Annotated in this window: 12 protein-coding genes; 7 read left to right on the top strand and 5 right to left on the bottom strand. The window is 71.7% G+C overall.

Annotation, left to right across the window (positions count from 1 at the left end; translation table 11 throughout):
• Positions 1-3: 3 nt before the first annotated feature.
• Complete coding sequence (locus tag KZJ41_RS05115) at positions 4-744, bottom strand: nucleoside/nucleotide kinase family protein (RefSeq protein WP_050034606.1); 741 nt, start codon at positions 742-744, stop codon at positions 4-6.
• A gap of 53 nt (positions 745-797) precedes the next feature.
• On the opposite strand from KZJ41_RS05115, the gene KZJ41_RS05110 reads away from it, so the two are divergent.
• Positions 798-1,223 carry an HIT family protein gene (locus KZJ41_RS05110; RefSeq protein ID WP_029541228.1) on the top strand — a complete coding sequence of 142 codons (426 nt, stop codon included), beginning with the start codon at positions 798-800 and terminating at the stop codon, positions 1,221-1,223.
• Here the strand turns inward: KZJ41_RS05110 and KZJ41_RS05105 are convergent.
• From KZJ41_RS05105 to KZJ41_RS05095, 3 genes are read right to left on the bottom strand one after another with little or no spacing between them, the layout of a single operon-like run.
• A complete protein-coding gene (locus KZJ41_RS05105; RefSeq protein WP_043801495.1) occupies positions 1,185-2,288 on the bottom strand; it encodes an alpha/beta fold hydrolase in 1,104 nt (367 codons plus the stop codon). The two genes, KZJ41_RS05110 and KZJ41_RS05105, sit on opposite strands and share 39 nt — an antisense overlap.
• A 55-nt stretch (positions 2,289-2,343) precedes the next feature.
• Positions 2,344-3,753 (bottom strand): cell wall metabolism sensor histidine kinase WalK, encoded by a 1,410-nt coding sequence (locus KZJ41_RS05100; RefSeq protein WP_065923015.1) that lies wholly within the window; start codon positions 3,751-3,753, stop codon positions 2,344-2,346.
• Positions 3,750-4,487 (bottom strand): response regulator transcription factor, encoded by a 738-nt coding sequence (locus KZJ41_RS05095; RefSeq protein WP_170914022.1) that lies wholly within the window; start codon positions 4,485-4,487, stop codon positions 3,750-3,752. The genes KZJ41_RS05100 and KZJ41_RS05095 overlap by 4 nt, the downstream gene beginning before the upstream one ends.
• Positions 4,488-4,596: 109 nt before the next feature.
• Here KZJ41_RS05095 and KZJ41_RS05090 point away from each other — a divergent pair, with 109 nt between their 5' ends.
• From KZJ41_RS05090 to KZJ41_RS05080, 3 genes are all read left to right on the top strand, one after another.
• Positions 4,597-5,781 carry an Ig-like domain-containing protein gene (locus KZJ41_RS05090; RefSeq protein WP_050036273.1) on the top strand — a complete coding sequence of 395 codons (1,185 nt, stop codon included), beginning with the start codon at positions 4,597-4,599 and terminating at the stop codon, positions 5,779-5,781.
• Between the two features lie 91 nt (positions 5,782-5,872).
• Entirely contained in the window at positions 5,873-6,079 is a 207-nt protein-coding gene (locus KZJ41_RS05085; RefSeq protein WP_006942989.1) for a hypothetical protein, read from the top strand.
• 61 nt (positions 6,080-6,140) lie between these two features.
• The gene (locus KZJ41_RS05080) at positions 6,141-6,995 is read left to right on the top strand and encodes a hypothetical protein (RefSeq protein WP_029541220.1); all 855 of its coding nucleotides are present in this window, start codon (positions 6,141-6,143) and stop codon (positions 6,993-6,995) included.
• A 5-nt stretch (positions 6,996-7,000) separates the two neighbouring features.
• On the opposite strand, the gene KZJ41_RS05075 is transcribed toward KZJ41_RS05080, so the two are convergent.
• Positions 7,001-7,789 carry a nuclear transport factor 2 family protein gene (locus tag KZJ41_RS05075; RefSeq protein ID WP_043801617.1) on the bottom strand — a complete coding sequence of 263 codons (789 nt, stop codon included), beginning with the start codon at positions 7,787-7,789 and terminating at the stop codon, positions 7,001-7,003.
• Positions 7,790-7,939: 150 nt separating this feature from the next.
• Between KZJ41_RS05075 and KZJ41_RS05070 the strand changes: the two genes are divergently transcribed.
• From KZJ41_RS05070 to KZJ41_RS05060, 3 genes are all read left to right on the top strand, one after another.
• On the top strand, positions 7,940-8,404 hold the full coding sequence (locus KZJ41_RS05070) for a hypothetical protein (RefSeq protein WP_050034604.1): 465 nt from the start codon (positions 7,940-7,942) through the stop codon (positions 8,402-8,404).
• Between the two features lie 44 nt (positions 8,405-8,448).
• Positions 8,449-10,053, top strand: a complete 1,605-nt coding sequence (locus tag KZJ41_RS05065; RefSeq protein ID WP_065923016.1) for an NAD(P)/FAD-dependent oxidoreductase — start codon at positions 8,449-8,451, stop codon at positions 10,051-10,053.
• A gap of 113 nt (positions 10,054-10,166) precedes the next feature.
• On the top strand, positions 10,167-11,513 hold the full coding sequence (locus KZJ41_RS05060) for a serine/threonine-protein kinase (protein WP_050034603.1): 1,347 nt from the start codon (positions 10,167-10,169) through the stop codon (positions 11,511-11,513).
• Positions 11,514-11,831: the final 318 nt, after the last annotated feature.

The following is an 11,831-nucleotide window of genomic DNA, read 5'->3' as shown; positions in this document are numbered from 1 at the left end:
AGGTTACGGGACCGGTCCGGGGCCTCGGACCGACGCATCCGCGCGGCTCCAGCGGGCCGCTCCCGCGCCTCGGTCGTTCCCCTCCACCGGGCACCACACGAGGTCGGCGCGGTCGCGGGTCCGCGCGACGGTGCGCGCGTTGGGCATATCCACCGTGCGGACCCACTCGGCGGCCTGCTCGGCGGTGGATCCGGTGGCCCGATGGCGCCGGATGAGCCGGGCGGCGAGCTCGTCGCCCGGTGCGTCGAGGTAGACGACGAGGTCGAGCAGCGGGCGGATCCGCTCCCACCCGCCGTCGCCGAGGAGCAGGTAGTTGCCCTCGGTAACGACGACGCGGGTCTCGGGGGTGATCTCGTGGAACGCGGCGATCGGTTCGTGGAGGCGGCGCGAGTACTCGGGGGCGTGGACGGTCTCCGTGCGGTCGTCGCGGATGCGGCGCAGCAGCGCCGCGAACCCGGCGACGTCGAACGTCTCCGGCGCACCCTTACGGGATCGGGTGCCGCGGGCGTCGAGCCGGTGGTTCGACAGGTGGAAGCCGTCCATCGGCGCGGCCGCGGCGGGTATGCCCGCGTCGCGGAGGAGGCCGACGAGCAGGTCGGCGGCGGTGCTCTTGCCGGCGCCGGGTGGGCCGCAGAGCCCGACCACGCGCCGCTCCCCCGCCGCGACGATGCGCAGGTGCCGGTCGATCAGGTCGGCGACGAGCGCGCGCAGCGGGCCCGTCCGGGGCGGCTGCGGCGACGACATGCGACGAGGATACGAGAGGCGGCGCGCGCGGCGGTCCGCCTATTCTCCCCGGTATGGCTTCCGTGTTCAGCATGATCATCGCCGGCGACCTGCCGGGCCGGTTCGTGTGGCAGGACGACGACGTCGTCGTCTTCCTGACCATCAACCCCGTGAACCAGGGCCACGTGCTCGTGGTGCCGCGTCAGGAGGTGGACCACTGGCAGAGCGTCGACGCCGACGTGTGGGGCAAGGTCGGCGACGTCGCCCGCATCATGGGCCGGGCGGTGTGCTCGGCGTTCGACGCGCCGCGCGCGGGCCTGCTCGTCGCGGGCCTCGAGGTGCCGCACCTGCACCTGCACGTCTTCCCGGCGTACGACCTCGGCGACTTCGACATCAGCAAGGCCGAGAAGGACCCGTCGCCGGAGTCGCTCGACGAGGCGCAGGCGAAGCTGAAGGCCGCGCTACGAGAACTCGGGTACGCGGACAACGTCCCCGACTGACGCGCCGGGACCCGTCGGCACCGGCGCCGACGGGTCGTCGAGGAACGCGGTGAAGTGCGCCCACGACGTGCCGCGGGCGGTGAGGCCGGCGAGCAGCCCGAGGTGACTGCCGGGCACGACCTCGAACCGCACGTGGGGCGAGCCGGGCAGCACCCGGCGGATCGCCTCGACCGCCGGGACGGGCGCGAGCACGTCGTCGCTGCCGCCGAGTGCGAGCACGGGCACGGAGACGTCGGCGAGGTCGATCGTCCGGTCGTCGAAGCGGACCCGGCCCGTCGCGAGATCGTTCGCGACCGTGATGCGCATCGCCATCTGGTGGAACAGCCTGCCGGGGTAGCCGGGCATGTCGGCCTGGAACCGGTCGATCGCCTCCATCCGGGCCAGGGTGTCGGCGTCGGCGAGGTTGCAGGCGACGAACCACGGCCGGGTCAGTTCGCGTTCGAGGGCGGTGGCCCGGTAGCCGATCTGCACCAGCGGGGCGGGCACGCCGCCGAGCAGGTGGGTCACGGCGGTGAGGGCGGGCTCGCCCAGGGCGCGTCCGAGGTGGCGGGCCGGCCCCAGGAAGGGGATGCGCGCGTAGTCGATCGGCGTGCCGAACGCGGTGATCGAGCGGATCGGCAGCCCGGGGTGGGCGGCCGCGGTGAGCAGGCACAGGGTCCCACCGAGGCTCCAGGCGCCCAGGTCGACGTCGCGGCCGCCGCACAGTTCGGAGACCCGCGCGATCGCCTCGGGCACGATGTCGTCGACCCAGTGCTCGAAGCCGAGGTGCCGGTCGGAACGGTCCATGGTGCCGAAGTCGAGGACGTGGACGCTGCGGCCGGCGTCGACGAGGTGCTGCACGAGGCTCTGCCCGGGCCGCAGGTCGTAGCAGCGTGCGGGCGCGGCGAGCGGGGGCACGAGCAGGACGGGGGCACCCGCGTCGGGCTCGCCGTAGCGGCGCAGGGTACGGTGCGGTCCGTCGGCGACGACGGCCGACGCGGTGGCGTGCGGCGGTTCGATTCCGTCGCCGACGAACAGCGCCCAGGCGTTGCGCAGGGCGCGCTGCGCCGTCCCCGACAGTCCCACGCGACGTCTCCTTACTCGAAAGTCAGTTACGTCACCGTAGCCGAGGGCCGGATCGTCACTCCACCGGCATCCGCGGGATGAGCACCCGGAACGTGGAACCGGCGCCCACGGCCGACTCCACCTCCACGCGGCCGCCGTGGGCCGCCACCAGCGCCGCGACGATCGACAGTCCGAGACCGCTGCCGCCCGACGATCGGGTGCGCGACGTGTCGGCGCGATAGAACCGCTCGAAGACCCGGGCACGGTCGGCCTCGCTCAGGCCGGGGCCGGTGTCGAGAACCTCGAGCACCGCATCGGATCCGATCGTGCCCACCCGTACGGTGATGCGGGCGTCGGCCGGGGTATGGGTGAGGGCGTTGGTGACGAGATTGCCGAGGACCTGCCGCAGCCGCGCGTCGTCGCCGAGCACCTCCGGGGTACCGGGACCGTCGACCACCTCGAGCCCGACGGTGCGATCGGGCGCGACGGCCCGCGCATCGTGCACGGCGTCGGCGGCCAGGGCCAGCAGGTCCACCGGCTTCCGCTCGAGCGGCCGCTGCGCGTCGAGGCGGGCCAGCATGAGCAGATCCTCGACGAGGATCCCCATGCGCCGGGACTCGCTCTCGATGCGGTCCATCAGCATCGCAGTGTCGCTGCTCGCGCCCTGGCGGTAGAGCTCGGCGAATCCTCGGATCGTGGTGAGCGGGGTGCGCAGCTCGTGGCTGGCGTCGGCGACGAACCGTCGCATCCTCTCCTCGGATCTGCGCGCGGATTCCTCCGACGACGCCGTCGCCGCGAACGCAGACTGGATCTGGCTGAGCATGACGTTCAGCGCCACCGACAGCCGGCCGACCTCGGTGCGCGGATCCCGTTCGGGAACCCGCCGGTGCAGATCCCCGCCCGCGATCGCCACGGCGGTGCGCTCGACCTCCACCAGGGGCCGCAGGCTGCGCCGCACCACGAAGTAGCCGGCCACCCCGAGAACGAGCAGCACCGCGGCGCCGATGCCGACCTGCAGCACGACGAGCCGATCCACGGTCTCCTCGATCGAGGTCAGCGTGACCCCGACGGTGGTCACGATGCCCGCGGCGCTGCGGGTCGACACCACCCGCCAGCGCACGTCGGAACCGTCGACGGAACCCACGGTCACCGGCTCCCCCGCCGGCTCGCCGGGCAGCGCCGGCGACGTGGACTCGTCGTTGACGACGAACCGCTCCACCCCGTCGGGGCCGACGACCCGCACATAGAACGGGCTCGGCGGGCGATTCGAACTCGGGGCGTCCGGCGGCGGCAGCTCGCGGCCGGCACCGGGCGGCTTGGCCCACGTCTGCGCCGCGGTGCGCAGATCCTGATCGGTGCGGGCGAGGAGCGAACCCTGCAAAGCGGACGTCACCGCCACCCCGGACGCCAGCAGCCCCAGCCCCGACAACGACACCAGCGCCGCGACCAGCGCCAACCGCAGCGGCAGCGCCCGCATGCGGCTCACTCGCGGGGTTCCCGCATGACGTACCCGACCCCGCGCAGGGTGTGGATCAGCGGCTTGTCCCCGGTGTCGACCTTGCGGCGGAGGTAGGAGACGTACGACTCCACGACGCCGACCTCCCCGCCGAAGTCGTAGCTCCACACGTGGTCGAGGATCCGCGGCTTGCTGAGCACCGTGCCCGCGTTGACCATGAAGTACCGCAGCAGGGTGAACTCGGTGGGTGAGAGCGACACCGGCCTGCCGGCCTTCCACACCTCGTGGGTGTCGTCGTCGAGTTCGATGTCGGCGAAGGTGATGCGGGACGAGCGTTCGTCCTCGGACACCTTGCCGGCCCGCCGCAGGATCACCCGCAGCCGGGCGATGACCTCCTCGAGGCTGAACGGCTTGGTGACGTAGTCGTCCGCACCCAGGGTCAGGCCGGACACCTTGTCCTCCACGGCGTCCTTCGCCGTCAGGAACAACACCGGCGCGTCCGAACCGTCGGCCCGGAGCCGGCGCAGCATCCCGAACCCGTCCATCCCGGGCATCATGACGTCGAGGATCACCGCGTCCGGCCGGAAGGCCCGGGCCCGGTCGAGTCCCTCGGCGCCGTTTCCCGCCGTCTCGACCTCGAAACCCTGGAACTTCAGGCTCACCGAGAGCAGTTCGACGATGCTCGGCTCGTCGTCGACGATCAGGATCCGCGCTTCGGGGGTCTTGTCGGTCACGGCGTCGATTCTCCCGGAGAGCTCTGGCATGCCGCTGCGAGAATCCTGGGAACTTCCTGTATGCCGGCCCTGCCGAATTCGGGCCGTCGGAGTACGGCGATCGGGGATCATGGACGTGTCCGCACCGGGAGGAGCCGCCGTGTCGCCGAAGTGGGTGCGCCGCGGGGCGGCGTCGGCCGCAGCCGTCGCCGTGTCCCTGATCGCGGTCTGCCCGCCCGCGGCCGCGGAGGAGGTCGAGGTCTCGTTCGGCATCGCGTGCCGGGTGCGGTCGGTGATCGACGTCGACGAGCTGCTCGGGTCGTCGGCCACGGTGGACGCGCCCGCCCGGGTTCGTCCCGGCGAGCGGTTCACCTACCGCATCCAGACGGCGCCCGTCGCGTACCCCGACTCGAGCCGCGGCGCCACCACCCGCAGCGTCTCCCGCCTGAAGAACGACTTCGCCATTCCCGCCAACGCGACGTTCGTCGACGCCGCTGTCGTACCCGGCACCGCCTTCAACCTGGACAACGTGCCGCCCGGTGTGCTGCGGGTGAACGAGGACGGCGTCCCCGACCCGGCGGGCACGATCCTGCGCCTGTCCGGAAACAACGAGGTCATCGGCAACAGCCCCACGTCCGGTGCCGACAGCGAGGCCGGGATCCGGGCGCCGAAGACGCAGCTGCAGCTCGACGGCTCCCCCAGCCCCGTCGGCGACAGCTGGTTCCGGCTGCCGGCGGTGGAGGTGACCATGATCGCGGGCGACGCGGGCGTGATCACGCCGATGCTCCGCACGGCCGGTGCCGCGGGCCTGGTCGACGACGACGCCAACTACAACACCTCGCTCACCCAGGCCACGTTCCTCGGCACCAACCAGTGGGGACCGACCCGCTGCTCGCCGCGGGACACCATGACCGGTCCGCTCAACGCCGGCGCCGGCCCGCTGGCGACCATCACCATCTCCGACACCGCCGAGGTGCCCGCCACGGTCACCGTCGACGCCCCGGACGTGGTCGACGACGGGACGGTCGTCACGCTCACGGCGACGGTGTCACCGGACGTCGACGGCGGCACGATCCTGTTCCGGGACGGCGGCACCGACCTGGGTCCACCGGTGGCGGTCGTCGACGGCCGCGCCACCACCGAGCACCGCGTCTCCGGCGCCGGGAGCCACACGATCACGGCGGTCTATTCGGGCGCGCCCGGCGCGGCGGGCGCGACATCCGAACCCGTCGCCGTGACGGTTCCCGGATCCGACAGCACACCCGGCTGGTGGGTCGCAGCCGGGATCGGGGTGATCGCCGGCGCGCTGGCCGTCGCCCTCGTCGCCCGGCGCAGGCGGCGCTGATCCGGCGTAACACGCCCCGCACGTCCACCACCTTGTCGGCGCGTGATGCTATTACGGGACGAAGACAGCCACCGCGAAGGAGGTCCCGCCCATGACGTGCCGGGCGTGCCGATCCGATCTCGACCACTGTCACGGCACCCTCGTCGTGCACGCGACGGTGCCCGTGGAATGCACCGAACCCGACTGCTTCGACACCTCCCGCGTGCGGCACATGCTGGTGGTCGACTGCTCCGACCTCGCCCACGGCTGCGGATGCACCGAGACGTACGTACGGGTCGGAACGCTCCGCGTCTCCTGACGACCTTCGGTAACGGCTCGTCCCGCCGAGCCGGACTGTTGTGCCGGTTACAGTGACAGGCATGAGTCTGGCGTCCGCGCTCGCGTTTCCCGTCCGCCTCGGATTCGCCGCAGCGGACTCGGCCCTGGGCGTGGCGGAGGGCGCGATCGCCACCGTCCGCCTGGCGATTTCCCCCCGGACGTACGCGGGGTTGAGCGCGGTCGGCGTGGCGAATCCGCGGGGACCGCTGGGCTTGCTGCAACAGGTCTCCGTGCTCGCCGCCGACGACCGTCCTCTCGGCCAGGCGCTGCGCCCCGACGGACCGCTGGACCGCCTCCTCGCCCCCGGCGGGCCGGTGGACCGGCTCACCGCACCCGGCGGCCCCCTCGACCGCCTCCTCGAGCCCGGCGGCGCCCTCGACCGCGTCACCGCCCCCGGCGGTCCGCTCGAGAAGATCCTCGCCGAGGACGGGGCGCTGGACCGCCTGCTGTCGAACGGCGGCCTCCTCGACCGTCTCACCGCACCCAGCGGCCCGCTCGAGCGCCTGCTCGCCGAGAGCGGGCCCGTCGAACGCCTCACCGCCCCCGGCGGCATCGTCGACATCGCCCTCCAGCCCGGCGGCCTGCTCGAGCGGGCCCTCGAGCGGGGTGGAGTGCTGGACACCCTCCTCGCCGAACAGGGCGCCCTCGAGCGCCTCCTCGCCAAGGGCGGTCCGCTCGATCAGATCGTGTCGCTGTCCGAGACGCTGGCGCAGCTCACCCCCAGCATCCTGCGGATGAGCACCAGCATCGACGTGCTGCAGGAGACCGTCGAACTGCTCCGCGGGGCGGTGGGCCCCCTGGGCGACCTCGCGGGCAAGCTGCCCGGTCGGTGGCTGCGCAGCAACTCGGGCGGCACGGGCAACAGCGGCAGGCACGAACTGCAGCCACCGGACTGAGCCGGTCACTCCTGCAGGTCCGTGACGGCCCGGAAGGAACCGTCCATATGGAACGGGGTGGACTCGTGCTCGTGCGCGATCCGCCACGACCCCTCGACGCGGCGTAGACCGAACGTGACACGGAACCACATGTCGAATCGCGGTCCACCGAGCTGTGTCGCTCCCAGCCGCGACAGCGCGTGGCAGAACGCGACGTCGCCGGCCGCCTCGACGCGCAGATCCCGCACTTCGCAGTCGAGAGGGCCGTCGAACCCCGCGAACCACGACGCCCAGGCCTGCGGGTCGGGAGCGGACTTGCGCAGCGGCGGCGCCAGATCGAACACCGTCGCACCGGGGATATAGCACGCGGCGAGCCGATCGACGTCCTTGGCGTTGCGGGCCGCGGTGTGTTCCTCGATCAGCGCGCGGATCTGTTCGTCGGCCGGGGCCTCGTCCACCTCGAGGACGGCGAGGATGTTGCCCGCCGGGTCCCGGAACCAGGCGATCGGCGGGCCCACCCGACGGAAGATGCCCTTGCCGTCGACACCCTCGTAGCGCTCGAACCGGATTCCGCGCGCGGCGAGTTCGTCCACCGCCTTCTCGATGTCGCGAACCGGGAAGTTGAGGATCGTGTAGGTGGCCGGGGTGTGGTCCTCCTTCGGATAGATCAACGTGTCGCGGCCGCCGTCGAGGTGCAGGTGGAGCATTCCGTGCTCCTCGGACACGGAGACGCCGAGGACGTCGCCGTAGAACTTCGCGGCCGCGGCAACGTCGTCGACGGCGAAGCCGGAAAAGGCTGGGGAACGGTCGAACATGGTGCTCACTCCTCCGCTGCGAACGATGCTGCACCTGTTCCGACCGCCGAGCGACGGCAAACTCATCGGCCGGCCGGGGACCTTCTTCCCTGACGCGGATCCGTACGCCGGGGCTAGCGTGGAAGACGGTCCTGCCCGAGGGAGGTCGCCATGACACCCACCACGACCCGTCCGCGCTCCCCGGTCGCCGCCCGGCGATTCGGGTATCTCGTCGCGGTGCTCCTCAATGCGGCGGTGCTGTACGCCGCCAACGTGTGGCCGGGCTGGGAAGCCGTACCATTCCTCACCGACGGCACCCGGTCGGTCATCGGCTTCGTCAATGCCTCGATCCTGGCGAGCTTGATCGCCAATCTCCTGTACTTCGTGTGGGATCCCGTCTGGTTCAAGGCGCTGGGAGACGTGGTCACCACTGCGGTCGCGCTGCTGGCGCTGCTGCGGATCTGGCAGGTGTTCCCGTTCGACTTCGGCGACGCCTCGTTCGACTGGCCGCTCGTGGTGCGCATTGCGCTGGGACTGGGAATCGTGGGCAGCATCATCGGAATCGTCGCCGCGTTCGTCACCTTCGTCCGCAACGTGGCGGGCCACCCGTCCACCCGCGAGATCCGGCACCACTGAACGGCGCCCCGAACCGGCGATTTCCCCGCAATCCGGAGGTCAGCATGGAAGAGCGTTACGACTACGACGTGATCGTCATCGGGGCCGGACCCGGTGGGCTCACGGCCGCGGCATATCTGGCGGCCGCCGGGCGCCGGGTACTGGTGGCCGACGCCCGCAACCAGCCGGGTGGGCACATGTCCGCCTTCACCCACGACGGATACGAGTTCGACATCGGGCTGCATTACACCTCCGAGGCGCCGGTGCGACACGCACTCGGACCGTTGGGTGTGGACGTGACGTTCCGGGAGTTCGATCCCGCAGGAATGTTCCGGCTGCTGAACGGCGACCGCGAACTGGCGGTCCCGAAGGGCATGGATGCCTTCAAAGCCACTCTGTACGAGGCATTTCCGGCAGAGCATCACACGATCGACGAATTCCTCACCACCGTCGAGCTGCTCACCGAGGAGCTGGGACGGATCGCGGAGCGGCCGCACCTGCGTGAGCTGCCACAGCTGCCGTGGCGGCTACGCGGCCTGCTGCGCTACGGACGCGCGACCGCCGGTGGCTACCTGCGCCATCTGCACGCCTCCCCGCAACTCACCACCGCACTTCTCGGCTGGACGACAGGCAGTCTGGCCGTGGCGCCGTCGCGGCTGTCGCTGCCGGTGGCGGCCCGGATGATCCACACCTATCTCGAGGGCCTGTCGTACCCGCAAGGCGGATCGCGGGTCGTCTCGGAGGGCCTGGCAGAGGTGGTGCGCGGCCATGGTGGCGACGTACTGCTCGGCACGGAGGTGAGCCGGATTCTCGTCGACGACGGCAGAGTTCGCGGCGTACGAACACAGGACGCATCGCTCGACACCGTTCCGGGGGCCGGACGCGAGATTCTCGCCCCCGCGGTCGTGTCGGCGGTCGATATTCAGCAGACGTATCTGTCGCTGCTGCCGCCGGATCGTGTGCCTTCCCGGCTCCTCCGGCGGGTACGCAGCTACGAACTGGCCCTGCCGCTCGCCGTCGTCTATCTGATTCTCGACCGGGACCTCGCCGCCGAGGGCTATCCGAACGCGACCCGTCTCGTCACCGACACGGACGACTTCGATGCGGAGTACGCCGCGCTCCGTGCGGGTGAGCTTCCCTCGTCCACGTCCGCCGGCCTGTGGATCGCGAGCCTCGCCGACCCGGAGAACCCCCGGCTGTGCGCGCCCGGGCAGACCAACGTTCAGCTGATCGGCCCGGCCCCGGCACAGCACACCTGGTGGGGAATAACACCGGGAAGCGGTTCGACAGCGCGCTACGACGCGAGACGACGCGAGCTTCGCGACCGGCTCGTGAGGTCGGCCGAACGCACGGTTCCCGGCCTGGCCGACGCCATCGTCCACGAGGAGACGGGGACTCCCGTCACCGACGAACGCTTCATGCGCTGCACCGGCGGCGTGTCGTACGGCCCGGCGTTCACCCCGAGCCAGACGTTCACCCGCCTCGGCGCGACGGGACCGGTCGAGGGCCTGTTCCACGCCGGTGCGGGGGTGCGCCCGTCGCACGGGCTGGTCGGCACCCTGTTCGGTGGGGTGGCCGCCGCAGCGGCGGTCGCGGGAGTATCCGTCGACGACCTGCGGGACGCCGCAGCAGCCGGATGCGGCGCGGCCGCGGCCGGCACCCCCACCTGACCGGTCACGGGACGGCGGCGTCCCGCCGCGCCACACGACTCGGACCGCATGACGACGGCCGTCCGGCGAGGCTTGCCTGGTACCACCCCCGGCACCGCACTAGCGTTGGAACCATGCCCGTTCCCGAACTGCTCGCCGGCCGCTACGAGTTGCGCGGCCTGCTCGGCTGCGGCGGCATGGGCGAGATCCACGACGGCTGGGACACGCGGCTGGGGCGGCCCGTCGCGGTGAAGGTGCTGCGCGGCGAGTTCGGCCGCCAGCCCGACGTGCGCCGGCGCTTCGAAGCCGAGGCGCGAGCCGCCGCGAACCTCACCGATCCGCACATCGTCGCGGTGCACGACAGCGGCGAGGACGCCGGAGTTCCGTACATCGTGATGGAACGCCTGCCCGGCCGCACCCTCGCCGACGAGATCGCCCTCGGCCCGATGCCGGAGGACCGAGTGCGCGCGATACTGATCGCCGTGGTGGCTGCGGTCGCCGCGGCGCACGACGCCGGGATTCTCCACCGCGACATCAAGCCCGGCAACATCCTCTTCACCGAGACCGGAACGGTGAAGGTGACCGACTTCGGTATCGCCAAGAGCGCCGGCGAGGACTACACCCGTACCGGTGAACTCGTCGGCACCGTCGCCTACCTGAGCCCCGATCGGCTCTCCGGCACACCGGCGAGCGTGACGGACGATCTGTATGCCGCCGGGGCCGTGGGGTACGAGGCGCTGACCGGGCGGAAACCCTACGACTACGACAACCTGCTGGCCCTGGCGCGGGCGATCACGCAGGGGCCGCCGCCGCCGCTGGCCACCGCGCGACCGGACGTCGACCCCGCACTCGTGGCCGTGATCGAGCGTGCGATGGCACGCGAACCGGAGCACCGCTTCGGGAGCGCCCGGGACATGCTCGCTGCACTGCGGGAACCGCACCTGGCCGCACTGCGGGAACCGCACCTGGCCACACTGCGGGAACCGCACCGCGCCGATCCGGTGACCGAGGTGATCCACGCGCCGACCCGGGGGTTCACCGTTGCCGGGCCGCCCGTGCCGGCACCCGTCCCGACGCGGTCGACGTTCGACGCGGCGCCCGACTCCGGTCGCCGCCGGATCCTGCTCGCAATCGGCCTCACCGCCGCGGCGGTGGTCGCCCTCCTCCTGCTGGCCTGGGGTCAGGGCGGCGACACACCGCCGGTCGCCACGCCGGGGACGAGCAGCGTTCCCGCCACCGCCCCGACACCGGTCGGCAGCGTGGGTTCGCCCACCCCCTCGGCCGTGGACACCGGGCCCGTCTTCACCACCCTTCCCGTGCCGGCCCCGGCGCCGGCGCAACCGCCGGCGGAGGAGAAGCCTCCCAAGCCCGAAAAGCCCAGCAACGACAACGGAAACGGCGGCGGAAACAACAGCAACAGCGGAAACAACGGGGGCGGCAACAATGGAGGCGGCAACAATGGAGGCGGCAACGGCCGCTGACCGTCGGCCGTCGAGACAGGCCCGGCACGAGCCGGGACCGCGCGCCGCAAGCGCTCCCGCTTCGAGGCGGAGCGCTTGCGGCGTGGGTCGAGCGTGGGTCAGAGCAGGATGCCGAGACCGGCGAGCAGCGTGAACAGCGTTGCAGCGAGGGAACCGAGAACCATGTTTACCTCCGTTGTGTCGAGTGACGATCCTTCCGTCCTCGCATGAGCGGGGACGAACGACGCTCCCGCAGCAGCAGGGTGCACCACTGGGGACGCCATCAAGATCATCGAGCGGTACGTTCTAGGTGTTACCCGCGGTTCGACGTCCCACTCC

Source organism: Rhodococcus sp. 11-3, from assembly GCF_023704055.1.
GTDB lineage: Bacteria > Actinomycetota > Actinomycetes > Mycobacteriales > Mycobacteriaceae > Rhodococcus > Rhodococcus aetherivorans.
This window is presented reverse-complemented; position numbering and strand designations above follow the sequence as displayed.

Bases quoted from the DNA above. Each gene is read 5' to 3' on its own strand.
- KZJ41_RS05095 (WP_170914022.1), bottom strand. From the start codon at position 4,487: ATGCCAGAGCTCTCCGGGAGAATCGACGCCGTGACCGACAAGACCCCC.
- KZJ41_RS05115 (WP_050034606.1), bottom strand. From the start codon at position 744: ATGTCGTCGCCGCAGCCGCCCCGGACGGGCCCGCTGCGCGCGCTCGTC.
- KZJ41_RS05060 (WP_050034603.1), top strand. From the start codon at position 10,167: ATGCCCGTTCCCGAACTGCTCGCCGGCCGCTACGAGTTGCGCGGCCTG.
- KZJ41_RS05075 (WP_043801617.1), bottom strand. From the start codon at position 7,789: ATGTTCGACCGTTCCCCAGCCTTTTCCGGCTTCGCCGTCGACGACGTT.
- KZJ41_RS05110 (WP_029541228.1), top strand. From the start codon at position 798: ATGGCTTCCGTGTTCAGCATGATCATCGCCGGCGACCTGCCGGGCCGG.
- KZJ41_RS05085 (WP_006942989.1), top strand. From the start codon at position 5,873: ATGACGTGCCGGGCGTGCCGATCCGATCTCGACCACTGTCACGGCACC.
- KZJ41_RS05080 (WP_029541220.1), top strand. From the start codon at position 6,141: ATGAGTCTGGCGTCCGCGCTCGCGTTTCCCGTCCGCCTCGGATTCGCC.
- KZJ41_RS05065 (WP_065923016.1), top strand. From the start codon at position 8,449: ATGGAAGAGCGTTACGACTACGACGTGATCGTCATCGGGGCCGGACCC.
- KZJ41_RS05070 (WP_050034604.1), top strand. From the start codon at position 7,940: ATGACACCCACCACGACCCGTCCGCGCTCCCCGGTCGCCGCCCGGCGA.